A 25,050-nucleotide genomic window follows, 5' to 3' on the forward strand; every position below is an offset into this window, starting at 1 on the left:
GGAGCTTGGGCGATTATAGCGAGGCCGCCCGGGGCTGGCGGAAGAGGCGGGCGGCGGTGGTGACTGTCATTGCGTGAATGTCCACCGTGTCGTCGATGTTGCGGGCGTAGCCGCCGGCCATCGCGATGGCCACTGGCAGGCCGAGGCGGCGGCATTCGCCCAGCACCAGCGCGTCGCGGGCAGCGAGGCCGGCCTTGGTGAGCTTGAGGCGGCCCAGGCGGTCGCCCTCGAAGGGGTCGGCGCCGGCCAGGTAGATCACCAGCTGCGGCCGGCTGCGGGCGAACACGCGGGGGAGCGCCGCGTCGAGGGCGTCGAGATAGCCGGTGTCGCCGGTGTCGTCGGGCAGCTCCACGTCGAGGTCGCTGGTCTCCTTCTCGAAGGGGAAGTTGCGGGCGCCGTGGAGGCTGAAGGTGAAGCAGTCGGGCTGGCGGGCCAGGATCGCGGCGGTGCCGTTGCCCTGGTGCACGTCGCAGTCGATGATCGCGACGCGCTCCACGCGGCCCTCGGCCCGCATCGCCAGCGCGGCAACGGCGGCGTCGTTGAAGACGCAGAAACCCTCGCCCCGGTCGCGGAAGGCGTGGTGGGTGCCGCCGGCCAGGTTCGCGGCGCAACCGTCTTCCAGCGCCGCCCGGCAGGCGGCCAGGGTGGCGCCGGCGGAGCGGCGCGAGCGCTCGACCATCGCCTCCGACCACGGAAAGCCGATCCGCCGCACCTCGCTTGGCGCAAGGCTGCCGCGGATCACCCGCTGCAGGTAGCCGGCGTCGTGGGCGCGCAGCAGTTCGGTGTCGCTGGCGGCGGCCGGCACGTGGAAGTCGTCCGGCGTGAAGCCGCCGCCGGCCATCAGTCGTTCCCGCAGGCGGGCGTACTTTTCCATCGGAAAGCGGTGCCCGGCCGGGAGGGGCAGCACGAAGTGGTCGGCGTAGAAGAGCTTCATGGCGGGTCGTCCTGCGGGGCGGCGGGCGCTGCTATCATTGATCCATCAAGGCCGATGGGCCGTTTCTCGGGACGCATCATGCACCTTCTGGATCATTTTCGGGCCGATCACGCGGAGACCACCGCCATCCGCCGTGACATCCACGCCCACCCTGAGCTTGCCTTCGAGGAGCACCGCACCGCCGCGCTGGTGGCCGACCGTCTCGAGGCCCTCGGCATCGAGACCCACCGCGGCGTCGGCCAGACCGGCGTGGTCGGGGTGCTGCGCGCCGGCACCAGCAAGCGGGCGATCGGCCTGCGCGCCGACATGGACGCGCTGCCGATCCACGAGAAGAACGACTTCGCCCACCATTCCCGCCACGCCGGGCGCATGCACGCCTGCGGCCACGACGGCCACACCGCGATGCTGCTCGGCGCGGCGGCCCACCTGGCCCGCAAGCCCGACTTCGACGGCACGGTGTATTTTCTGTTCCAGCCCGCCGAGGAGGGCGAGGGCGGCGCGCCGGCGATGATCAACGACGGGCTCTTCGAGCGCTTCCCCATGGAGGCGGTGTTCGGCCTGCACAACTGGCCCGGCCAGCCCCTCGGACACATCGCGGTGCACCACGGCCCGGTGATGGCCTGCGCCGACCGCTTCGACATCGAGATCCGCGGCCACGGCGCCCACGCGGCGATGCCCCACCAGGGCGTCGACCCGGTGCTGGCCGGCACGGCGCTGGTCCAGGCCCTGCAGTCGGTGGTCAGCCGCAACGCCGACCCCCAGGACGCGGCAGTGCTGTCGGTCACCCAGTTCCATGCCGGCGACGCCTACAACGTGATCCCCGACGTGGCCCGCATCGGCGGCACCGTGCGGGCCTTCCGCCCGGAGGTGCGCGCCCAGGTGGAGGCGGCGATGCAGCGGATCTGCACCGGCATCGGCGCGGCCTTCGGGGCCAACGTCAACTTCGAATACCGCCGCGGCTACCCGCCGACCATCAACACCCCGCCCGAGGCCGATTTCTGCATCCAGGTGGCGGCCGAGGTGTGCGGTGAGTCCCATGTGCTCATCGACCCCAAGCCCAGCATGGGCGCCGAGGATTTCTCCTACTTCCTGCAGGAGAAGCCCGGCTGCTACGTGTGGCTCGGCAATGGGCCAGGGGAGGGCGGCTGCACGCTGCACAACCCCCACTACGACTTCAACGACGAGGCCATCCCCTACGGGGTCGCCTACTGGGTGCGCCTCGCGCAGCGCTGGCTGGCTTGTGGGGGATAGGTAGTGGGTAGTGGGGTGGCGGAGGGCACTCGGCCTCCCGTGCCCCGCCTTCCTTGAAATCCCAGCGCTGCCTCATCGCCAGTGCAACCCGGCCGGGATCACGCTCATCACCCACCCCGAGCCCTATCGCCAGCGCACGCCAGCCAAAACCTCGCCCCCACTTCTCACGACCCACTTTCCATAAAATGCTCTTCTCCCTCCGCATGCTCCGGCGCGACCTGCGGGCCGGTGAGCTCGGCTTGTTGCTGGTGGCGCTGATCATCGCGGTGACCAGCCTCACCAGCGTCGGCTTCTTTACCGACCGGGTCGCCCGGGCCCTCAGGCTCGAAGCCAACCAGCTCCTCGGCGGCGACGTGGTGCTGGTGGCCGACCACGCCCTCAACCCCGAGTGGCGCGCCGAGGCCACCCGCCGCGGCCTGCGGGCGGTGGAGAGCGCCAGCTTCACCAGCATGGCCACCCGGGGCGAGGCGGCCACGCTCGCGGGCGTCAAGGTGGTCGAGGACGGCCATCCGCTGCGGGGAAGCATCCGCATCGCGCCGGGGCTCAACCAGCCGGACGCACCGGCGCCGGGCATCCCGGCCCGTGGCGAGCTGTGGCTCGACGAGCGGCTCGCCAGCACGCTGGGGGCCCGGGTGGGCGACACGGTGGGGCTGGGGGCCTCACGCTTCCGGATGGCCGCGGTGCTCAGCTTCGAGTCGGACCGGGGGGCCAACTTCTTCAGCCTGCTGCCGCGGCTCGTCATCAACGCCGCCGACCTGCCGGCGACCCAGCTGATCCAGCCGGGCAGCCGCTCCTTCCATCGTCTCCACGTGGCCGGCGATCCGGCCGAGGTGGCGCGCTTCGAGGCCTGGGCCAAGGACCGGCTGCAACGGGGCGAGAGCCTCGAGACCGTCGACAACGCCCGCCCGGAGGTGCGCACCGTGCTCGACCGGGCCGAGCGCTTCCTGCGCTTTGCGGCGATGCTGGCGGTGGTGCTGGCGGCGGTGGCGGTGGGCCTGGCGACCCGCCGCTTCGTCGAGCGCCACCTGGACGGCTGTGCGGTGATGCGTTGCCTGGGGGCGCGCCAGGCCCAGGTGATGGGGCTGTTTATCGGCGAGTTCGTGCTCCTCGGGCTGGCGGCCGGGGTCGTCGGCTGCGCCCTTGGGTTTGGCGTGCAGTTCGTGCTCGCCGGGCTGCTCGGGGGGCTGGTGGGGGTGCCGCTGCCGGCGCCGGGCGGCTGGCCGGTGGCCCACGGGATGGCGGTGGCGCTGCTGCTGCTCCTCGGTTTTGCGCTGCCGCCGCTGATCCGCCTGGGTCGGGTGTCCACCCTGCGCGTGCTGCGCCGGGAGTGGAACGGCGTGGCGGCGCGGGAGGGCCTCGCCTGGGGGCTCGGGGCGCTGGTGCTGGCCGGGCTGCTGGTGGCGATCGCCCGGGACTGGCTGCTCGGTGCCTGGGTGGTGGGCGGTTTCGCGCTGGCCTTCGGGGCGTATGGGCTGGTGGCCTGGCTGGTGCTGGGCCTGCTCGGGCGGGTGCGCGCGGTGGCCAGCAGCGGCTGGCGCTACGGCCTCGCCGGGCTGCACCGGCGCCCGCTGGCGAGCCTCGTGCAGGTGCTGGCCCTGGGCATGGGGCTCACGGCACTGCTGCTGCTCACCCTGGTGCGCAGCGACCTCCTCGACAACTGGCGGCAGGCCACCCCGGCCGATGCGCCGAACCGTTTCGTGATCAACATCCAGCCCGACCAGCTGGAACCGCTGCGTCGCTTCTTTGCCGATGAGGGCCGCCCGGCGCCGCTGCTGCAGCCGATGATCCGCGGCCGGCTGGTGGAGGTGAACGGCCGCCCGGTGAGCCCCGACGACTACACCGAAGACCGGGCCCGGCGACTGGTGGATCGGGAGTTCAACCTCTCCGTGGACGCCCGCCTGCCGGAGGGTAACAGCGTGGTGGCGGGGCGATGGCACGGGGCCGACACCACGCCGCAGTTCTCCGTCGAGCAGGGCCTCGCCCAGACCCTCGGGCTGGCGCTGGGCGACATCCTCACCTTCGAGATCGCCGGGGTGCGCAGCGAGGCGCGCATCAGCAGCCTGCGCAAGCTCGACTGGGACTCGATGCGCGTCAACTTCTTCGTGATCGCCGCGCCGGGCATGCTGGATGGCCAGCCGGCCAGCTACATCACCAGCTTCTACCTGCCGCCGGCGCGGCTCGACTTCGCCAACCGGCTGGTGGCGGCCTTTCCCAACCTCACGGTGATCGACGTGGCGGCGGTGATCGGCCAGATCCAGGGCATGGTCGACCAGCTGATCGGCGCGGTGCAGTTCGTGTTCGGCTTTGCGGTGGTGGCCGGGGTGGTGGTGCTGGTCGGCGCACTGCAGGCCACCCACGACGAGCGCGAGAAAGAGCTGGCGATCCTGCGCACCCTGGGTGCCCGCAACCGCCAGCTGCGCGGCGCGCTGCTGGCCGAGTTCGCCGCCCTGGGCCTCATCGCCGGGGCGCTGGCCGGCATCGGGGCGACGGGCATCGGCTGGGCGTTGGGGCATTTCGTCTTCAAGCTGCCCTACGCGCCGAGCCCGCTGCCGGTGCTGGCCGGGGCGCTGGCCGGTGGCCTGGTGGTGATGCTGGCCGGCTGGTTCGGCACCCGCCACCTGCTGTCGCGGCCGCCGTTGGAGAGCCTGCGGGCGCTCAACTAAGTCTTCCCGGGGCCGGGCGCCGCCCAGCCCGACCCTCCATGGGGGTAAGGAACCCGGGGGCTGCCCTGCGTTGCCCTGAGAGCGCCCTGGCGGTGGCCGGGGCGCCGGTATACTCGGGCCCATGAATCCCGACTCCGTGCCCAGCCTGCTGCCCTGGCTCATCGCCGCCCTCGCCGCAACCCTCGTCGTAGCCGTCTGGCTCGCCCTCCAGCTCGGCCGCCTTGGCCGGCGCCTGGACGGGCAGCTCGCCCAGCAGCAGCTCGCCCTGCTGCGGGAAGTCCAGACCGTCACCACGGCGGGCAGCGACCGGGTGATCGATCTGATGGCCGGCGAGGTGGACAACCTGCGCGACCGCCTGGACGCGGAGCAGGCCGCGACCCGCCAGGCCCTGCAGCAGCTGCACCTGGCCTTCGTCGGCCAGCTCGGCACCCAGCGCGAGGAGACCATGCTGCGCCTCGCCGAGCTGGCGAATGCCTTCGCCGCCGGCCAGGAAAAGCTGCGCAGCACCCTGCTCGCCGAGACGCTCAAGACCCTCTCCGAGCACGCCCGCGCCGACCGGGAGCTGCTGCAGAGCGGCCTCAAGAGCGCCTCTGAGCAGCTCTCCGCGAGCTTCGAGGCGCTCAACCGCTCGGTGGGCGAGCGCTTGGAGGCGATCACTGGCCACGTGAATCAGCGCCTCGACGAGGGCTTCCGCAAGACCAACGAGACCTTCACCAGCGTGATGGCCCGCCTCGCCACCATCGACGAGGCCCAGAAGAAGATCGGCGATCTCACCACCAACGTGGTCAGCCTGCAGGAGCTGCTCGGCGACAAGCGCGCCCGCGGCGCCTTCGGCGAGGTGCAGCTGGAGGCGCTGGTGCGCAACGCGCTGCCGCCCGAGGCCTTCGACTTCCAGTACACCCTGCCCAACGGCACCCGCGCCGACTGCGTGCTGCGCCTGCCCGAGCCGACCGGCATGGTGATCGTCGATTCCAAGTTTCCCCTCGAGAACTACCACCGCATGTACGCCCCCGAGGCCGGCGAGCTGGAGCGCCGCGCCGCCCAGGGGGCCTTCCGCGGCGACGTGAAGAGGCACGTGGATGCGATCGCCGGCAAGTACATCCTGCCCGACGTGACCTCGGACGGCGCGGTGATGTTCATCCCCGCCGAGGCGGTGTTCGCCGAGATCCACGCCTACCACCCGGAGGTGGTGGCCTACGCGATGAGCCGCCGGGTGTGGATCGTCTCGCCGACCACCCTGATGGCCGTGCTCAACACCGCCCGCGCGGTGCTGAAGGACGTGGAGACGCGCAAGCAGATCCACGTGATCAAGGACGCCCTGGGCAAGCTGGCGAAGGACTTCAACCGTTTCGACGAGCGCATGCAGAAGCTCGCCACCCACATCCGCCAGGCCGGCGAGGATGTGGCCGAGGTACAGACCTCATCGCGCAAGATCAGCGCGCACTTTCAGAAGATCGAGGCGGCGCAGCTGGATGAGCTGCCGGGGGCATTGCCGGGGGAGGGGGGCGGTTGAGGGGGGGCGTTGTTTGCTGCTCGCTGATGAAGACCGGCCCTATAAAACCCACCATGGGCAGCAAATACATCCCCCACCACCAGCATTGCTAGCTCAGGCACCACCGTTGCTGCTTTTTTGGGCATCGTCGGTGGTCCGAGGCACCATCGTTGCTGCTTTTTTGGGCACCGTTGGTGGTATGAGGTAGCAATGTCGCTGCTTTTTTCCGCAACGGTGGTGGTGTGAGGCACCAATGGCGCTGCTTTTTTGTGCATCGTTGGTGGTGTGACGTACCAATGATGCTGCTTTTTTGTGCAATGTTGGTGGGTGCAGGCAGCACCATTGCGCGCTGCCACACCAATGTCGCAGCCCGGAAGAGCAGATTTGCTCCCCCGGGGTTCAATACCCCTTGAACCCCTTCAGCAGGAACACATGTACCTCCCGCCGGAAGTCCCGGTGGATGGGCACGACGACCTTGCCGAGGGTTTCGCTGGACTCGAAGCGGGCGGCGATGTCGGGGATGGATTCGCGGCGGCTCACGTAGATCACGTCGCGGCCGGTCTTGTCATCGAGGCGGGTGACGAGTTCGTAGTGGTCGCGGGGCAGGCCGTCGGGGTTCCAGGCGGCGTATTCGCGGGGCTTGAGGCGGTAGAGGAGGTGGGCGATGAGCTCCCGGTCGTCGGCCACCAGGATCGCCTCAGGGTGCGCGGCGGTGTACTGCCCGACGCCGTCGGCGAGGCTCTGCCAGCCGCGGGCGCGCTTGAAGGGGTCGTTCCTGGCAGTGAGCGCGGTGCCGGTGGCGCGGGCGATGTCGGGCCAGTGGTAGGCGACGGCGGCCACTACGAGGTTGAGCGCCACGCCGGCCACCACCCAGCGCGGGTTGCGGGCCAGGAACACCGCCGGGACCAGCAGGCAGGCGCCCACGAAGATCGGCGCGGCCCAGTTGCCGTTGGCCCGCCCGGTGAGGGCCTGGGCGCTCACCAGCAGCAGCAGGGGCAGGATGAAGACCAGCAGGGTCCGGTGCGCCGGGTTGCGCCACAGCCCGCCGCTGCGGGCCAGCGCCCAGGCCAGCAGTGCCCCCAGCAGGGGGCCGAAGGACAGCCACTGGGCGCCGATGAACTCGCCCAGCTGGCCCGGGTGCCAGCCCCGCGCACCGTGCCCGACCCGGGTGATCTCGGCGGTGTGGCGGAAGGTGGGGAAGCCGTTGGTCCAGTTCCAGTAGAGGTTGGGACTGAGGATGGCCACGGCCAGCAGCACCGCCACCCATGGCTGCGGGCGGGCCAGCCAGCGGCGGTGGCGGGCGTCGAGAACGATCAGCAGCAGCGCCGACGGCAGGAAGGCCGCCATGGTGTACTTCGACAGCAGCCCCACGCCGACCACCGCACCGCAGGCCAGCCAGTTGCTCCAGCCGTCCCGCTCCAGCGCGCGGAGCAGGAACAGCAGGGCCAGCGACCAGCACAGCAGTAGCGGCGCGTCGGTGGATACGAAGAGGCCGAGGGCCGCCACCAGGGGCATCGACATGAAGCCCAGCCCGGCCCAGAAGCCGACCCGCTCCGAATACAGCCGGGTGCCCAGCGCATAGAGTACGGCGGTGGTGGCCGGGTAGAGCAGCAGCGAGGGCAGCTTGATGGCGACGAGGCTGTTGCCGAGCAGCGCGGTGCTGGCGGCGATCAGCGCGGCGATCACCGGCGGCTTGGAGAAGTAGCCCCAGGCCAGGGCCTGGGACCAGGTCCAGTACTGGACCTCATCCACGTAGAGATCGATGCCCAGGTGCTGGATCACCCACAGCCGGTAGGCGGTGAGGATGGCCGTGATGAGGGCCAGAGTCGGAGCGAGGCTGCGCCCGGTCACGGCTTCAGCCTCACCAGGGCGACACCGCCCTGGCGGAACACCATGTCGACGCTGGCGTCGGCGGGCAGGCGGTCGGTGCGGGTGAGGGCCAGCTGGCCGGGCTGCGGGTCGGCCTTGACGGTGACGGCCTGGCGGTAAACGCTGAAGCTCGGCGCGGTGGTGAAGCGCCAGAACACCACGCTCTCGCCCAACTCCCGGGCCTTGAGGCCGGCGGCCTTGACCGGGCCCTGGGCCAGCTCGCCGGCGTAGGGCACCACCACCCCGGCCAGCAGCGCGGCCTGCAGCGCGGCGGTGGCGGTGAGCTTGGCGATGGGCGTCACGCGCGGGAACAGCACGAACAGGCCCCAGGCCACCAGGCCGCCCACCGTGAGGGCGATGTAGCGGGTGTCGGCCACCTCGAGGGCGCGGCCCAGCTGGGCCCGGTAGAAGCCGTCGCCGAGGGTGCTGCGGGCGAGGGCGTCGAAGAGGTTGGGCAGCAGCGGGAACAGTACGAACAGCAGCATCGGCGCCAGCAGCTGCGGCCAGGCCCGGCGCAGGGACTGGGCCTGCAGGCCGATCAGCACGAACAGCGGCGTGCAGCCGTACAGCACGTAATGGGGCAGCTTGGTGCCCGACAGCGAGAAGAAACCCAGCACGAAGGCGAACCACAGCCACAGGAAGCGCAGCAGCGGGTCCTTGAAGGCGCCCTTGATCCGGCCCAGGGCGCCAAAGAACAGCCCGCTCCACGGCAGCAGCAGCAAGGGCACGGCCAGCACGTAGTAGAAGGCGCTGCCGCCGTGGCCTTCCAGCGAGCCGGAGAAGCGCTGTACGTTGTGGCGCATGATGAAGCCGTCGATGAAATCCTGGCCGTGGCGGGCGTAGGCGTGGAGGTACCAGGGCGCGACGATGACCACCAGCACCACAAGGCCGAGGGGGTTGAACACCATCCGGGCCCAGCGCGCCCATTCGCCGCGGCTGGCGCAGTACAGCAGGCTCACCGCGCCGGGAACCACCAGGGCCACCGGCCCCTTGGTGAGCGCGCCCAGGCCCATCCAGAGGAAGGCCCGCAGCAGAGGGGCGCGGGCGCCGCTCTCGAGGTGGCGCCAGACGTCGAACAGGGTGAGGGCCAGCAGGCAGTTGAGCAGCGCGTCGGCGGTGGCGGCGCGGCCGATGGCGAAGGGGCCGAGGGCGGTGCTGGCGACGGCCAGGGCGATCAGCGCGGCGTCACGGCCGAAGCGCGCCCGCGCGAAATGCCAGGTGGCGTAGCTCCACACGATGGCGGCCAGCGCCGAGGGCATCCGGAAGGCCCATTCGCTCACCCCGAAGACCAGATAGCCCAGGGACTGCAGCCAGTAGATGAAGATCGGCTTGTCGAAGCGGGGCGCGCCGTTGAGGTAGGTGAACAGGAAGTCGCCCCGCTCGAACATCTCCCGGGTGGCCTCGGAGAAGGCGCCTTCGTCCACGTCGAACAGCGGCGCTCCGCCCAGGCAGAGCAGGAAGGAGAGCAGCGGCAGGGCAAGGATCAGACGGCCGAGGAGGGGGCCGATGAGCCGGCCCCCGGCGGAGGGGTGTGCAGTCATGGGGCGGGTGGGCTCAGGCAGCCTTGCCGTGCCAGCCGTCGGCGTCGTCGAGGGGCGCGCTGTCGCGGGCGACGTAGGCCTGGCTCTGGCCGGATTCGAAGTACACCCGGGTCAGGAGCTCGGCGAGCACGCCGGTGGTGACCATCTGGATGCCGGCGATCACGAAGAAGAAGCCGCCGAAGAACATCGGCCGGGTGCCGATGGAGGCGCCGGTAAAGATCTTGAGGCCGGTGAGGTAGGCCAGGATCAGCATGCCGAGCGCGCCGAGGGTGAGGCCGATGCCGCCGAAGAAGTGCCCCGGGCGGGTGCGGAAGCGCATGAAGAAGTACACGAACACCAGATCGAGGATGACCCGGAAGGTGCGCGAGATGCCGTACTTCGACTCACCGAACATGCGCGCGTGGTGGGTGACGACCTCCTGGGCGATCTTGCGCGGGGTGGTGACCGTGGCCAGCCAGGCGGGGATGAAGCGGTGCATCTCGCCATAGAGGCGCACGTTCTTGATCGCGCTGGCGCGGAAGGCCTTGAGGGAGCAGCCGTAATCCTGCAGGTGCACGCCGGTGATGCGGGCGATCAGGCGGTTGGCGATCTTGGAGGGGATCTTGCGCAGGATCATCCCGTCCTTGCGGTTCTTGCGCCAGCCGGCGACCAGGTCGAGGTCTTCGCGGAGCAGGCGGCCGACCATGCGCGGGATGTCGATGGGGTCGTTCTGCAGGTCGCCGTCCATGGTGACGATCACGTCGCCGCGGGCGGCGTCGAGGCCGGCCTGCATCGCGGCGGTCTGCTTGAAGTTGCGCATCAGCGCCACCACGCGCACGTGGGGGCCGTAAACCAGCGCGGCCTTCTCGAGGTTGGGCACGGTGTTGTCGGAGCTGCCGTCGTCGACGATCACCACTTCCCACGGATAGGGGTAGGGGTTGAGGGCGAGGTGGATGCGCTCGAGGAGCGGCACCACGTTGTCTTCCTCGTTGTAGAGCGGGACCACCACCGACAGGCGATGGGGGGGCAGGTCAGCCGGAATCTCCGGCGTGGCCGGCGGAAGGGGGGAGAGCGGGGTGGATTCGGTCATGATGGCTATTCGGCTGAAGATCGGGGGCGCGCCTCGGGGGCCGCGGACGGAGCGGATTGTAAGCCGGACTGGGGCGCGGCGGTCGGTTTGGGTGCCTCGCCGGCCGGGAAAAGCCAGGCGATGGCACCGGCGCTGACGGCGCAGGCGATGACGAAGAGGTGCAGCGCGAGCGCCACCTGCAACCCGGTGGCGAGGGGTACCCCGCTGGGGAGCAGGGCCGCGGCGGCACCGGCTTCGTAGGTGCCGAAGCCGGCCACGCCCTGCACCGGCAGGATGGCTGCGAGTTCGGCCCCCAGGGCGCCGGCGGCGCCGACATCGAGTCCGGCGGGGATCAGTGCCGCCAGCAGCCAGGCTTGGGCGGCCAGCTTGATCGTCCAGTTGGCGATCGTCCAGAGCCAGCCGAAGCGGGCGTGGCGCGTGCTTTCGGCAAAGGCGTCGCGCACCTTGGCGAGCTTGCCCGTGAAACCGGCCGCCTCGCCCCAGGCATGGGGCGCCCGCGCCCAGCGCGGCAGCCACCAGGCCAGCAGCAGCACACCGGCCACCGCCGCGGCCTTGAGCAGCGGATGCACGCCGGGCCAGACGATGGCGGCCAGCGCCATCACCACGAAGGCGTCCTGCAGGCGAAACCAGAACAGCGATGCGATGGCCCGCGGCAGCGCGACGCCGAAGCTCTGGCGCAGCAGGATCGGGAAGGCCGCCTCGCCGCCCCGGAAGGGCACGACGTTGATCATCGCGTTATGTACCAGCACGATGCGCAGGCAGGTGCCGAAGCGGCCCGCCGCCTGGGCGCGGAACTCGTCGAAGACGCGCAGCGCGCGCAACAGGTAGGACGCCAGGAAGCCCGCAAAGGCGAGCCCCAGGGTGAGGCCGTCGAGGCGCCGGAACACCTCGCCGATGCCGCGCCAGCGCCCGTCGGCGAGCAGCCAGGCGAGCAGGCCGGCGGAAACCGCGACGGCCAGGATGCGTTTGATCTTCACTGGAAATCCTCCCGGCCGCGCATGAGGGCCGCCGCCGCGCCGCCGATGCCCCAGGCTGCGAGGCCGATGCGAAAGAGCCGGACGTCGGGCTGGCCGGCGTCCACGAACAACAGGGCCATGCTGGTGGCCAGCGCCACCGTGGCCAGCACCCGCACGCCGCCCGGGCCCTCCCAGAAACGCAGCCGGGCCGACAGCCAGACGCCGGCGGCGCCGCACAGCCAGCCGCCGGCGGCGCCGGTCAGCACGTCGAGGGGCCAGTGGGCGCCCACCGCGATGCGGGAGAAGGCGAGCAGGGCGGCCAGGCCGAGCGCCAGCAGGCCGACCCGGAGGCGCCGCTCCGGGCGTGGCCAGGCCAGCACCAGGACGGCGGCCACCACGAAGACGGTGGTCGCGTGGCCCGACGGGAAGGCGTGCACATACAGTTTGTGGCCGATCAGGTTGAAGCTGTCGGCGGCCAGGAAGCCGGCGGGGCGCAGCACGTCGAAGTAGCGCTTGCCCCCTTCGCTGAACAGCATCGCCAGCGGCGCCGCGAGGAAGGCCGAGGCGAGCCAGCGGGGCTGTGTCTTGAGGCTCGGGGCGAGCAGGGCGACCGCTCCAAGCACCGTGCCGCACACGCTCAGCATGGCCCACAGGGCGGCCGGCAGGCCCGCGGCGGCGGCATTGAGTGTGCGGAACAGCGCGCCGTTGACACCACTCGCCCACACGGCCGCGGCGAGGCTGCCCAGCACCAGCGTCGGCGTCAGGGCCCAGCGGCGGGACGGGCCGGCCCGATCGCCCGTCGGCGGGAGGCGGGCAGGATCTTGAAGCGTTGATTGGATGGGCAAGGGCGCGCTGTGGCAGGAAAACCCGGCATTTTACCCGATCGCGCGGTTTCGTCGTGGCCGCGGAAAAACCGCCGCGGCTGCGCTTCAGGCGACCCGGTCGCCGCCGATCGCGGCGAGGTGGATGCGCCGCTTGCCGGCCTGCTTGGCCCGGTACATGGCGTCGTCGGCCGCCTTCAGGAGGCTGTCCTGGTCGTCGCCGTCGGTGGGTGCGACCACCAGCCCGATGCTGCAGCTCAGGCTGAGGGTGTGGCCCATCACCTCGAAGGGCGTGTCGAACACGCCGAGCAGACGCTCGCCCAGGAAGGTCAGGCTGTCCCGGTTGCCCACGTCCGGGAACAGGCCGATGAACTCGTCGCCGCCGACACGGGCGATCACGTCCGAGAGGCGCAGGGCCGCGCTCAGACGCTGGGCGATCTGCACGAGCAGTGCGTCGCCCACCGCGTGGCCGTAGGTGTCGTTGACCGGCTTGAAGCCGTCGAGGTCGAGGGCCGCGACACCGAGGATCACGCCGTCCTTGCGGCAGCGGGTGAGCTCCTGCTTGAAGCGGCCTTCCAGGTAGCCGCGGTTGGGCAGGCCGGTGAGCGGGTCGTGGTTGGCCAGGTGCTGCAGGCATTCGGCGGTGAGGTGGCGGGCGGTGACGTCGAGGAGCGTGAGGATGCGCAGCGGGCCGCGTTCGCTCTCGATGGTGCCGGGGATGCGCTCGATCGCCAGCGGCATGCCGTCGGGGCGCTCTCCGACCCACACGCCTTCCTTTTCGGTGAGGATGTCCTCGATGCGCTTGCCGCGCAGTTCGCGCCGCGGGCGGCCGAGCATGCGGCAGGCGGCGCGGTTGGCGTCGGCGATCTTGTCGGTGCTGCCGATGATGCAGACCCCGGCGCCGATCTGGTTCATCATCGAGCGCAGCAGCCGGCCGGAACGCTCGAGCCGCCGGGACTGGCGGAGCAGCAGCAGCCCGGCGGCGATGAAGCCGCCGGTGGTGGATACGAGGGCCAGCCCGACGAGCAGCGCGGCCAGTCGTCCGGACTCGTTGCGCTGGGCGGCGAGGTGGGCGCCGAGCTGGGCGAAGGAAGGCACCAGGCCGCGGATCTCTTCACGGACGAGGTCGGAGCCGGGCATCGCGCCGTGGAGCCGGGTGGCGCTGCCGAGGCGCGCGATGGCGTCGGTAAGGGTCTGGCGTGCCTCGGGCGACCTGACCGGCTCCAGCTGGATGAGGGTGTTGTCGAGGGTATTGACCGGACCGCCGCGGTTGAGGCCCTCGAGGATGGATTCCAGCCACGCCAGCTGCGGCTCCGCTTCGGCGGCGACGGTGGTGGAGGTGAGGCGCCAGGCGACGCCGGAGGCCTGGTGGGTGACCGCGAGCTGGGTGGCCAGCCGGTCTTCTTCGGTGCTGTAGTCGAGGGCCGTGGCGAGGATCGCCGCCTCGAGGGCGCAGAAGACCAGGGTGATGGCCCAGAATATGCGCGACGAGAGGAGGGCGGCTCGGACGGGCTGCATCGGCGGTCGGGTGGTTCGAGGTTATAGAATGTGAATTATCGCATACATTTGTCCTAAGCCGTTCGTGTTGCGTGACCCGAAACGGGCAGTCGTCCTCCGGAGCGGGCCGGCCGGCGTCGCCGCCGCCCGTGCCGACGGATGCAATCGGAGGTCGGAGGCGGCGTGGGGCTCGGGTATAATCCGGGGTCTTCGACGTGTCCGGCCGCCCGGGTTGCCAGCCCGCGCCGGGCCGCTTTCAACTTCGCGCCCATCCTTGCCATGTCCGAAATCCTCAAGCTGCGCGGTGCGCCCGCCTTTTCCAGTTCCCGTCTTGCCCGCCTGACCGACCAGGTCAGGGCCGCCCTGCCACGCCTCAAGGGCCTGGCCGCCGAGCACTGGTATTTCGTGGAGGTCAATGCCCCGCTGTCCGCCGAAGAGCAGGCGCGCCTGGTGGATCTCCTCGGTGCCCATCCGGAGGGCGATGCCCCGGTCGGCAGCGTGCTGGTGGTCACCCCGCGGCTGGGCACGATCTCGCCGTGGTCGTCGAAGGCCACCGACATCGCCCACCAGTGCGGCTTCGACAAGATCGTCCGCATCGAGCGTGGCCTGGCCTTCAGCCTTGACCTGCGTGGCGGCCTCGACGCCGATGGCCGCGACGCGGTGCTGCCGCTCCTTCACGACCGCATGACCGAGTCGGTGCTCGACAACGCCGACGCCGCCCACGCGCTGTTCCACCACTACAGCCCGCAGCCGCTCACCACGGTGGCGATCATCGAGCAGGGCCGCGACGCGCTGGTCATCGCCAACACCGAGCTGGGCCTGGCCCTCTCCGAAGACGAGATCGACTACCTGGTGGACAACTTCACGCGGATGGGCCGCAACCCCACCGACGTTGAACTGATGATGTTCGCCCAGGCGAACTCCGAGCACTGCCGCCACAAGATCTTCAACGCCGACTGGATCATCGACGGCCGCCCGATGGAGAAGACCCTCTTCGGCATGATCCGCGAGACCCACAAGGCCCACCCGGAGGGCACCGTGGTGGCCTACTCCGACAACGCCTCGGTGATCGAGGGCGCGGCGGTGGACAAGCTCTACCCGGACGCCGACGGCGCGTGGCGCTTCCGCAACGAGCTCACCCACATCCTCGCCAAGGTCGAGACCCACAACCACCCCACCGCGATCTCCCCCTTCCCGGGCGCCTCCACCGGCTCCGGCGGCGAGATCCGCGACGAGGGCGCCACCGGTCGCGGCTCCAAGCCCAAGGCGGGCCTGGCCGGCTTCTCGGTGTCCAACCTCGAGATCCCCGGCTTCGAGCAGCCCTGGGAGAAGCACTACGGCAAGCCCGAGCGCATCGCCTCGGCCCTCGACATCATGATCGAAGGCCCCCTCGGCGCCGCCGCCTTCAACAACGAATTCGGCCGTCCCAACCTGGCCGGCTACTTCCGCAGCTTCGAGCAGAGCGTGCAGGACGAGGTGCGCGGCTACCACAAGCCGATCATGATCGCCGGCGGCCTCGGCAGCATCCAGGCCGAGCAGTCCTTCAAGGCCAAGTTCGGCCCCGGCACGCTGATGATCCAGCTGGGTGGCCCGGGCATGCTGATCGGCCTTGGCGGCGGCGCCGCGTCTTCCATGGCGACCGGCACCAACACCGCCGACCTCGACTTCGCGTCGGTGCAGCGCGGCAACCCCGAGATCGAGCGCCGTTGCCAGGAGGTCATCGACGCCTGCTGGCAGAAGGGCGCCGCCAACCCGATCCTGGCGATCCACGACGTGGGCGCCGGCGGTCTCTCCAACGCCTTCCCCGAACTGGCCGACTCCGCCGAGCTGGGCGCCCACTTCGAGCTGCGTGAGGTGCACATCGAGGAGCCGGGCATGAGCCCGCGGGAGATCTGGTCCAACGAATCCCAGGAGCGCTACGTCCTGGCGATCGCGCCCGAGAACCTCGAGGTCTTCCGCGCCATCTGCGAGCGCGAGCGCTGCCCCTTCGCGGTGGTCGGCACGGCATCCAACGACGGCCGGCTGGTGGTCTCCGATCGCCATTTCGGCAACAACGCCGTCGACATGGAAATGCAGGTGCTCCTCGGCAAGCCGCCGAAGATGACCCGCAACGTCTCCAGCCGCCAGGTCTTCGTGCCGCCCTTCGACGTCACCGACATCGAGCTGGCCGACGCCTGCAGGCGCGTGCTGGCGATGCCCGCGGTGGCCAGCAAGAACTTCCTGATCACCATCGGCGACCGCTCGGTGGGCGGCATGACCGCCCGTGACCAGATGGTCGGCCCGTGGCAGGTGCCGGTGGCCGACGTGGCCGTCACCACCATGAGCTTCCACGGCTACCTCGGCGAGGCCTTCGCGATGGGCGAGCGCACGCCGCTCGCCACCCTCGATGCGCCGGCTTCCGGCCGCATGGCCATCGGCGAGGCGATCACCAACATCGCCGCGGCTGACATCCGCAGCCTGGGCGACGTCAAGCTGTCCGCCAACTGGATGGCCGCCGCCGGCCACCGGGGCGAGGACGTCAAGCTCTACAGGACGGTCGAGGCCGTGTCCCAGTTCTGCCAGCAGGCCGGCCTGGCGATCCCGGTGGGCAAGGATTCCCTGTCGATGCGCACCGCCTGGACCGACGAGGGCGAGAGCAAGCAGGTCGTCTCGCCGCTGTCGCTGATCGTTACCGCCTTCGCGCCGGTGCAGGACGTGCGCCGCACCCTCACGCCCCAGCTCAAGTTCCCCGAGGGCGTCGAGACCGAGCTGCTGCTGATCGACCTGGGCAACAACGCCAACCGCCTCGGCGGCTCGGTGCTGGCCCAGGCCTACAACTCGGTGGCCGAGCACGCGCCGGACGTGGACGCCGGCCAGCTCAAGGCTTTCTTCGAGTTGATCCAGCAGTGGCGCAAGGAAGACCTGATCCTGGCCTACCACGACAGGGCCGACGGTGGTCTGTTCGCCACGCTGTGCGAGATGGCCTTCGCGTCCAGGTGCGGCCTGTCGGTGATGCTCGACACCGTCGCCTACGACCAATACATGAACGACGTGGACGGCCTCGACAAGCGGCCGGATTCCCTGAAGGGCCGCTTCAACGACATGCTCTTCAAGGCCCTGTTCTCCGAAGAACTCGGCGCCGTGATCCAGATCCGCCGCAGCGACCGCAGCCGCTTCACCGAGCAGCTGCGTGCCGCGCGCCTCAGCTACCATTTCGTCGGCGAGCCCAACGACCGTGACGAGCTGCGCTTCTGGCGCAACGCCAAGCTGGTGTTCAGCGCCCCGCGCGCCGAGCTCCTTCAGGCCTGGTCCGAGACCAGCTACCGGATCGCCCGCCTGCGCGACGACGCGGAGTGTGCCAAGGAAGAGTTCGAGGCCCTCGCCGACGTGGCCAACCCGGGCCTGTCGGTGGCGCTCAGCTTCGATGCCGCCGAAGACATCGCGGCGCCCTTCATCGCCACCGGTGCGCGGCCGAAGATCGCGATCCTGCGCGAGCAGGGCGTGAACTCCCAGGCCGAGATGGCGGCCGCCTTCGAGCGGGCCGGCTTTGCGCCCTTCGACGTGCATATGTCCGACCTGCAGGCCGGCCGCGTGCACCTGTCCGACTTCAAGGGCCTCGCGGCCTGCGGCGGCTTCTCCTACGGTGATGTGCTGGGGGCAGGGCAGGGCTGGGCCAAGTCCATCCTGTTCAACCCGGGCCTGCGCGAGCAGTTCGAGACCTTCTTCCACCGCGCCGACACCTTTGCGCTGGGCGTCTGCAACGGCTGCCAGATGATGTCCAACCTGGCCGAGATCATCCCGGGCGCCGACTGCTGGCCGCGCTTCCAGCGCAACCGCAGCGAGCAGTTCGAGGCCCGCTTCGTGATGGTCGAGGTGCAGGACAGCCCGTCCATCCTCCTCGCTGGCATGGCCGGCAGCCGGATGCCGATCGTGGTGTCCCACGGCGAGGGTCGCGCGGTGTTCCAGGGCGTCGACGCCCAGGACAACGCCAAGGTGGCCCTGCGCTACGTGGATAACACCGGTGCCGTGGCCGCCCGCTACCCGTTCAACCCGAACGGTTCGCCCGAGGGCATCACCGGCCTCACCACGCCGGATGGCCGCTTCACCATCATGATGCCGCACCCGGAGCGCACCGCCCGCACGGTGCAGATGAGCTGGTATCCCGATACCCTGGGCGAGGATTCGCCCTGGATGCGGATGTTCCGCAACGCCCGCAAGTGGGTGGGTTGAGCCGCTGCGCCTGAGTAAAAAAGGCCGTCCCTCGGGGCGGCCTTTTTGCTTTCGGCGCCGCCGGAGCGGTGAAGGCCGCTCCGGCGGGGTGGATGCTTACATGCCCTGGTAGATCGGGCCTTCGCCGCCCTGGGGGGTGACCCAGTTGATGTTCTGGGTCGGGTCCTTGATGTCGCAGGTCTTGCAATGCACGCAGTTCTGGGCGTTGATCTGCAGGCGCGGGTTGTCGCCCTCGGCGCTGCGCACGATCTCATACACGCCGGCCGGGCAGTAGCGCTGCTCGGGGGCGTCGTACCTGGCCAGGTTGATGCTGATCGGCACCGAGGCGTCCTTGAGCTGCAGGTGGCAGGGCTCGTCTTCCTCGTGGTTGGTGTTGGAGAGGAACACCGAGGACAGCCGGTCGAAGGTGAGCTTGCCGTCGGGCTTCGGGTACTCGATCGGGCTGCATTCGGCCGCCGGGCGGAGCGCGGTGTGGTCGGCGGTGTTGTGCAGGGTCCAGGGCACGTTGCCGCCGAAGAGCTTCTGCTCGGCGCCGAACAGGAAGGAGCCCAGCCACAGGCCCTTCTTCATGTAGGGCTTGAAGTTGCGGGTCTTGTGCAGCTCGGCGTGCAGCCAGCTGGCCTTGAAGGCTTCCGGATAGCTGGCGAGCTCGTCCTGGCTGCGCTCGGCCGCGAGGGCCTCGTAGGCGGCCTCGGCGGCCAGCATGCCGGACTTCATCGCGGCGTGGGAGCCCTTGATGCGCGCGGCGTTGAGGAAGCCGGCATCGTCGCCGATCAGCGCGCCGCCCGGGAAGACCAGCTTGGGCTGGCTCTGCAGGCCACCGGCGGCGATTGCGCGGGCGCCGTAGGCGAGGCGCTTGCCACCCTCGAGGAACTTGCGGAGTTCCGGATGGGTCTTGTAGCGCTGGAACTCTTCGAAGGGCGACAGGAAGGGGTTGGTGTAGTTGAGGCCGACCACGAAGCCGACCGCCACCAGGTTGTCCTCGAGGTGATAGCAGAAGCCGCCGCCATAGGTGGCGGTGTCCATCGGCCAGCCGGCGGTGTGCACCACCAGGCCCGGCACGTGCTGGGCGGCGGGGATTTCCCACAGCTCCTTGATGCCGATGCCGTAGGTTTGCGGGTCGACGCCATCGCGCAGGTTGAAGCGGGTCTCCAGCTCCTTGCCCAGGTGGCCGCGGCAGCCTTCGGCGAACAGGGTGTAGCGGGCGCGCAGTTCCATGCCCGGCTGGAAGTTGGGGCCCTGGCTGCCGTCCTTCAGGAGGCCCATGTCGCCGGTGATGACGCCGGCCACGGCGCCCTTGTCGTCGAGCAGCAGTTGTGCGCCGGCAAAACCGGGGTAGACTTCGACGCCCATCGCTTCGGCCTGCTCACCCAGCCACTTGACCACATTGCCGAGGCGGACGATGTAGTTGCCCTCGTTGTGGAAGCTGTCGGGCAGCAGGCCGTTGGGCACCTGGCGCCCACCGGTTTCGGAGAGGAAGATCACCCGGTCTTCGGTGACGGGGGTGTTCAGCGGGGCGCCGAGGGCCTTCCAGTCGGGGATGAGTTCGTTCAGGGCGCGGGGATCGATGACGGCGCCGGAGAGGATGTGGGCGCCGATTTCGGCCGCCTTCTCGATCAGGCAGACCGAAAAATCCTGCCCCTTCTCGGCCGCCAGTTGCTTCAGCCTGATCGCCGCGGCAAGGCCGGCAGGGCCGCCGCCGACGATCAGGACGTCGAATTCCATGGATTCCCGTTCCATCAATGTCTCCTAGAGTGTCGCATATTGGTTTTGTGACCTGGGGTGAAGGCTAACCCTGGTCCGGAATGAGGGCAATCCACCTGTTGGCCCCATACGGTGGCGTATGTTACCTTGCCCGAGTTGAACGGTACAGATCCCTGGCCTGACAATTTTGCACTTCCCAAAATAGAAATTCCCTGAGGAGACAATACGATGACCGAACTCGCGAAGGCCCCGGAGGGCGCCCGCCACCTGCTGATCACGTCCCGCATGTCCGTCCGCTGGGGCGACATGGATGCCTACGGGCACGTCAACAACACGGTGTATTTTCGTTACATGGAGCAGGTGCGGGTCGAGTGGCTGGAGCAGATGGGCTCGGTGGTGCGGCCGGACAACGCGGTCGCGCCGGTGATCATCAATGCAGCATGCACTTTCCTGATGCCCGTCAATTATCCCGCAACCGTCATCATTCGTATGTATGGCGGCGAGCCCGGCCGCAGCAGCGTCATGACCTGGTACGAGCTGAGCATCGAGGGCGACGAGCGCCTCTACGCCGAGGGTAGCGCCAAGGTCGTGTGGATGAACCCGCAGACCGGCAAGTCGGTGCCGCTCCCCGAGGTGGTGCGCGCCGCGGTATGCTGAGCGGCTGTTATCGAAGCGAGGCGGCCGGCTGGGAGGGTCGGCGCCAGAACCAGGAGATGCGTGATGAGTTATCCCGTTGCCGATCGCCCGCTGTGGGTGCCTGACTGCGATCGTGTTGCCGCGGCCAACATGACCGCCTTTGCCCGTTCCGCCGAGGGCCGCTGGGGCAGGGCGCTGCCCGATTATCCGGCCCTGCACGCCTGGTCCGTCAATGAACCGGCCGAGTTCTGGGCTTCCATCTGGGAGCTCGGCGAGGTGCGCGGCGAGATGGGTTCGGTGGTGCTCGAGAACGGCCACCTGATGCCCGGCGCCCGGTGGTTTCCCGAGGCCCGCCTCAATTTTGCCGAGAACCTGCTGCGCAGCCGCGACGACAGCGACGCGATGGTGTTCTGGGGGGAGGATCGGGTCAAGAACCGGCTGAGCCATGGCGACCTCTACCGCCAGGTGGCCCACTTCGCGGCGGCGCTGCGGGAGATGGGTGTGGAGCCCGGCGACCGGGTCGCCGCCTGGATGCCCAACCTGCCCGAGACCATCGTCGTGATGCTGGCGGCGGCGAGCATCGGCGCGATCTTCTCGTCGGCCTCGCCGGACTTCGGCGTGCAGGGCGTGCTCGACCGCTTCGGCCAGATCGAGCCCAAGGTGCTGGTGGCGGTCGATGGCTATTATTACAACGACAAGATCGTCGACTGCATGGAGCGCCTCGCCGCCATCACCGACGGCCTCCCCTCGGTGAAGCGGGTGGTGGTGGTGCCTTACGTGCATGCCCACCATGACATCTCCCACGTGCACCACGCGCGCATGCTGGCGGATTTCGTCAAGCCTTTCCTGGCGGAAACCGAGATTCCGTTCGCCCGGCTGCCCTTCGATCATCCGCTCTACATCATGTACTCGTCCGGCACCACGGGGGTGCCCAAGTGCATCGTCCATGGAGCCGGCGGCGTGCTGCTCCAGCATATCAAGGAGCACCGCCTGCACGGCGATGTGAAGCCCGGCGACAAGGTCTTCTACTTCACCACCTGCGGCTGGATGATGTGGAACTGGCTGGTGTCGGGCCTCGCCTCCGGCGCGACGCTGCTGCTCTACGATGGCTCGCCGATGATCGGCGACGGGGCGATCCTGTTCGACTACGCCCAGGCCGAGGGCATGACCCACTTCGGCACCTCGGCCAAGTTCATCGACGGCATCGCCAAGGCCGGCCTGCGTCCGCGGGCGACCCACGACCTGTCCGCCCTGCGGGCGATGTTCTCCACCGGCAGCCCGCTGGTGCCGGAGGGCTTCGAATACGTTTATCGGGAGATCAAGGCCGATCTGTGCCTGTCGTCGATCTCCGGCGGCACCGACATCGTGTCGTGCTTCGTGCTCGGCAGCCCGACGCTGCCCGTGTGGCCTGGCGAGATCCAGTGCAAGGGCCTCGGCATGGCGGTGGATGTGTTCGATGAAGCCGGCCGGCCGGTGCGCGGCGAGAAGGGCGAGCTGGTGTGTACGCGTCCCTTCCCGGTGATGCCGGTCGGTTTCTGGAACGACACCGACGGCGCCAGATACCGGGCCGCCTACTTCGCGCGCTTCGACAACATCTGGTGCCACGGCGACTATTCCGAGATCACTGTGCATGACGGCATCGTGATCTACGGTCGCTCCGACGCCACCCTCAACCCGGGCGGCGTGCGCATCGGCACCGCCGAGATCTACCGTCAGGTCGAGCGCCTCGACGAGGTGGTGGAGTCCCTGGTGATCGGCCAGCAATGGCCGCCGGGCGAGGCCGCCGACGTGCGCGTGGTGCTGTTCGTCAAGCTGCGCGAAGGGCTCGTGCTCGACGACGCCTTGATCGCCCGCGTCCGCGACACTATCCGCGCGAACACCACGCCGCGCCACGTGCCGGCGCGGGTGGTGCAGGTGGCGGACATCCCGCGCACCAAGAGCGGCAAGATCGTCGAGCTGGCGGTGCGTGCGGTGGTGCATGGCGAGCCGGTCAAGAACGTCGAGGCGCTGGCCAACCCGGCGGCCCTCGAGCACTTCCGGGCGCGGCCCGAGCTGCAGTCCTGAGGAGGCATCGAACCCATGTTGATGAATCGTGAAACCTCCAGCCTGCTGGTGGTCGACGTGCAGGAGCGCCTGCTGCCGTCGATCGCCGATGGTGAAGCCGTACTCGGCAACTGCGCCTGGCTGGTCGGCGTGGCGCGGCGGATGGGTGTGCCGGTGGTCGTCTCCGAGCAGTATCCCGAGGGCCTGGGGCCGACCGCGGCGTCGCTGCGGGCTGCCGCGGGCGATGCGCAGCTCGTCACCAAGACCCACTTCTCGTGTGTCGCCGACGGCTGTCTCGTCGGTACCGCAGTCGACCAGCGCCGCCAGGTGGTGGTGGTGGGCACCGAGGCCCACGTCTGCGTGCTGCAAACGGTGCTGGACCTGCGCTGGCAGGGCAAGGAGGTCTTCCTGGTTGCCGATGCGGTGGGCTCCCGCAAGCCGGCCGACAAGGACGCGGCGCTCGCCCGCATGCGCAGCCACGGGGTCGAGATCGTGACCCGCGAGATGGTCGCCTTCGAGTGGCTGCACGACAGCGCGGGCCCGCTGTTCCGCGAGATCAACCGGGATTTCATCCGGGACAACTAGCCTCTCGCAGGCCCGGGGGAGGCCCGGCGGGCGGCGCTGCCTGGCCGTCGGGCCCCGGAGCGGGCAGCTTTGCTGTGCTCCACCGTTGAAGAGAGGGGGGTGAATCGGCTATCATTCCCCTTTCCAGAAGTCCCCCGTGTCATGACCAAATACGTCTTCGTTACCGGTGGTGTCGTGTCCTCCCTGGGCAAGGGCATCGCCGCCGCCTCCCTCGGGGCGATTCTCGAATCCCGCGGAATCAAGGTTACCCACCTCAAGCTCGATCCCTACATCAACGTCGATCCCGGCACGATGAGCCCCTTCCAGCATGGGGAAGTCTTCGTGACCGAAGACGGTGCCGAGACCGACCTCGACCTCGGCCACTACGAGCGCTTCACCAGCGCCAAGATGAGCAAGCGCAACAACTTCACCACCGGCCAGATCTACGAGGCGGTGATCAAGAAGGAGCGGCGCGGCGAATATCTCGGCAAGACCGTGCAGGTCATTCCCCACATCACCGACGAGATCAAGACCTACGTCAAGCGCGGCGCCGAAGGGGCCGACGTGGCGATCGTCGAGGTGGGTGGCACCGTGGGCGACATCGAATCGCTGCCCTTTCTCGAGGCCATCCGCCAGATGGGCATCGAAGAAGGCCGCCAGGGCACCTGCTTCATCCACCTTACGCTGCTGCCCTACATCCCGACCGCCGGCGAGCTCAAGACCAAGCCCACCCAGCATTCGGTGAAAGAGCTGCGCGAGATCGGCATCCAGCCCGACATCCTGCTGTGCCGGGCCGACCGCTCCGTGCCGGCCGACGAGCGCCGCAAGATCGCCCTGTTCTGCAACGTGATGCCCGAGGCCGTCATCGAGTGTCTCGATGCCGACTCGATCTACCGCATCCCGGGCATGCTCCACGACCAGATGCTGGACGAGATCGTCTGCCACAAGCTGGGCATCCTGGCCAAGGCGGCCGACCTGTCGATCTGGGAGCGCCTCATCGACGCGCTGCAGAACCCCCAGAACACCCTCAACATCGCCTTTGTCGGCAAGTACGTCGATCTGACCGAGTCCTACAAGTCGCTCATCGAAGCCCTCAACCACGCCGGGATGCACACCCGCAGCAAGGTGAACATCCACTACCTGGATTCCGAGGACATCGAGAAGAACGGCTGTGACGCCCTCAAGACGATGGACGCCATCCTCGTTCCCGGCGGCTTCGGCCGGCGTGGCACCGAAGGCAAGATTGCGGCGATCCGCTACGCCCGGGAGAACAAGGTGCCTTACCTCGGCATCTGCCTCGGCATGCAGCTCGCCGTCGTCGAGTTCGCCCGCGACGTGGCCGGCATGAACGGCGCCCACAGCACCGAGTTCGATCGCCACACCGCCCACCCGGTCATCGGCCTGATCACCGAATGGCACGACGCCTCCGGCAAGGTCGAGAAGCGCGGCGAAGACTCCGACCTCGGCGGCACCATGCGCCTGGGCGGTCAGGTCTGCAAGCTCGCCGAGGGCTCCCTGGCCCGCGAGATCTACGGCAACGCCGAGATCACCGAGCGCCACCGCCATCGCTACGAGGTCAACAACACCCTGCTGGCCCAGCTCGAAGCCCAGGGCCTGCGCGTCTCCGGGCGCGCGCCGGGCACCGACCTGTGCGAGATGATCGAACTGCCCGCCGAGGTCCACCCGTGGTTCGTGGGCTGCCAGTTCCATCCGGAGTTCACCTCCAACCCCCGTAACGGCCACCCGCTCTTCACCGCCTTCGTCAAAGCTGCCCTCGCCCACCAGAAGGGCAACTGAAAGG

Annotated in this window: 16 protein-coding genes; 8 read left to right on the forward strand and 8 right to left on the reverse strand. The window is 69.4% G+C overall.

The window, feature by feature from the left end; all coding sequences use genetic code 11:
- Window positions 1–13 precede the first annotated feature (13 nt).
- Window positions 14–934, reverse strand: coding sequence for a histone deacetylase (locus ACE3OU_RS05235; RefSeq protein WP_374240485.1), 921 nt, complete (start codon window positions 932–934; stop codon window positions 14–16).
- A gap of 78 nt (window positions 935–1,012) precedes the next feature.
- On the opposite strand from ACE3OU_RS05235, the gene ACE3OU_RS05240 reads away from it, so the two are divergent.
- From ACE3OU_RS05240 to rmuC, 3 genes are all read left to right on the forward strand, one after another.
- Window positions 1,013–2,185: a M20 aminoacylase family protein gene (locus tag ACE3OU_RS05240; RefSeq protein ID WP_374240486.1), complete on the forward strand. Its 1,173-nt coding sequence runs from the start codon at window positions 1,013–1,015 to the stop codon at window positions 2,183–2,185.
- Between the two features lie 185 nt (window positions 2,186–2,370).
- Window positions 2,371–4,848: an ABC transporter permease gene (locus ACE3OU_RS05245; protein ID WP_374240487.1), complete on the forward strand. Its 2,478-nt coding sequence runs from the start codon at window positions 2,371–2,373 to the stop codon at window positions 4,846–4,848.
- 121 nt (window positions 4,849–4,969) lie between these two features.
- Entirely contained in the window at window positions 4,970–6,361 is a 1,392-nt protein-coding gene (gene rmuC, locus ACE3OU_RS05250) for a DNA recombination protein RmuC (RefSeq protein ID WP_374240488.1), read from the forward strand.
- Window positions 6,362–6,739: 378 nt separating this feature from the next.
- Here rmuC and ACE3OU_RS05255 read toward each other — a convergent pair whose 3' ends face one another.
- The 6 genes from ACE3OU_RS05255 to ACE3OU_RS05280 form a co-directional block, all read right to left on the reverse strand.
- On the reverse strand, window positions 6,740–8,191 hold the full coding sequence (locus tag ACE3OU_RS05255; protein WP_374240489.1) for an ArnT family glycosyltransferase: 1,452 nt from the start codon (window positions 8,189–8,191) through the stop codon (window positions 6,740–6,742).
- A complete protein-coding gene (locus ACE3OU_RS05260; RefSeq protein WP_374240490.1) occupies window positions 8,188–9,750 on the reverse strand; it encodes an ArnT family glycosyltransferase in 1,563 nt (520 codons plus the stop codon). Before ACE3OU_RS05260 ends, ACE3OU_RS05255 begins: the two co-directional genes overlap by 4 nt.
- A gap of 13 nt (window positions 9,751–9,763) precedes the next feature.
- Window positions 9,764–10,819 (reverse strand): glycosyltransferase family 2 protein, encoded by a 1,056-nt coding sequence (locus ACE3OU_RS05265; protein ID WP_374240491.1) that lies wholly within the window; start codon window positions 10,817–10,819, stop codon window positions 9,764–9,766.
- Between the two features lie 5 nt (window positions 10,820–10,824).
- On the reverse strand, window positions 10,825–11,796 hold the full coding sequence (locus tag ACE3OU_RS05270; RefSeq protein ID WP_374240492.1) for a lysylphosphatidylglycerol synthase transmembrane domain-containing protein: 972 nt from the start codon (window positions 11,794–11,796) through the stop codon (window positions 10,825–10,827).
- Window positions 11,793–12,620, reverse strand: a complete 828-nt coding sequence (locus ACE3OU_RS05275; RefSeq protein WP_374240493.1) for a phosphatase PAP2 family protein — start codon at window positions 12,618–12,620, stop codon at window positions 11,793–11,795. The genes ACE3OU_RS05270 and ACE3OU_RS05275 overlap by 4 nt, the downstream gene beginning before the upstream one ends.
- An 84-nt stretch (window positions 12,621–12,704) precedes the next feature.
- Window positions 12,705–14,114, reverse strand: a complete 1,410-nt coding sequence (locus ACE3OU_RS05280) for a diguanylate cyclase domain-containing protein (RefSeq protein WP_374240494.1) — start codon at window positions 14,112–14,114, stop codon at window positions 12,705–12,707.
- A 258-nt stretch (window positions 14,115–14,372) separates the two neighbouring features.
- On the opposite strand from ACE3OU_RS05280, the gene purL reads away from it, so the two are divergent.
- Entirely contained in the window at window positions 14,373–18,302 is a 3,930-nt protein-coding gene (gene purL, locus ACE3OU_RS05285; protein ID WP_374240495.1) for a phosphoribosylformylglycinamidine synthase, read from the forward strand.
- Window positions 18,303–18,398: 96 nt separating this feature from the next.
- Here the strand turns inward: purL and ACE3OU_RS05290 are convergent, their stop codons facing one another.
- On the reverse strand, window positions 18,399–20,042 hold the full coding sequence (locus ACE3OU_RS05290) for an electron transfer flavoprotein-ubiquinone oxidoreductase (RefSeq protein WP_374240496.1): 1,644 nt from the start codon (window positions 20,040–20,042) through the stop codon (window positions 18,399–18,401).
- A 192-nt stretch (window positions 20,043–20,234) separates the two neighbouring features.
- On the opposite strand from ACE3OU_RS05290, the gene ACE3OU_RS05295 reads away from it, so the two are divergent.
- The 4 genes from ACE3OU_RS05295 (at window position 20,235) to ACE3OU_RS05310 (ending at window position 25,046) form a co-directional block, all read left to right on the forward strand.
- The gene (locus ACE3OU_RS05295) at window positions 20,235–20,663 is read left to right on the forward strand and encodes an acyl-CoA thioesterase (protein WP_374240497.1); all 429 of its coding nucleotides are present in this window, start codon (window positions 20,235–20,237) and stop codon (window positions 20,661–20,663) included.
- 63 nt (window positions 20,664–20,726) lie between these two features.
- Window positions 20,727–22,706 carry an acetoacetate--CoA ligase gene (locus tag ACE3OU_RS05300; protein WP_374240498.1) on the forward strand — a complete coding sequence of 660 codons (1,980 nt, stop codon included), beginning with the start codon at window positions 20,727–20,729 and terminating at the stop codon, window positions 22,704–22,706.
- 15 nt (window positions 22,707–22,721) lie between these two features.
- Window positions 22,722–23,270 carry a hydrolase gene (locus tag ACE3OU_RS05305; RefSeq protein ID WP_374240499.1) on the forward strand — a complete coding sequence of 183 codons (549 nt, stop codon included), beginning with the start codon at window positions 22,722–22,724 and terminating at the stop codon, window positions 23,268–23,270.
- A 141-nt stretch (window positions 23,271–23,411) separates the two neighbouring features.
- Complete coding sequence (locus tag ACE3OU_RS05310) at window positions 23,412–25,046, forward strand: CTP synthase (RefSeq protein ID WP_374240500.1); 1,635 nt, start codon at window positions 23,412–23,414, stop codon at window positions 25,044–25,046.
- The last annotated feature ends 4 nt before the right edge of the window (window positions 25,047–25,050 follow it).

This window comes from Zoogloea sp. (genome assembly GCF_041908905.1).
Taxonomy (GTDB): domain Bacteria; phylum Pseudomonadota; class Gammaproteobacteria; order Burkholderiales; family Rhodocyclaceae; genus Zoogloea.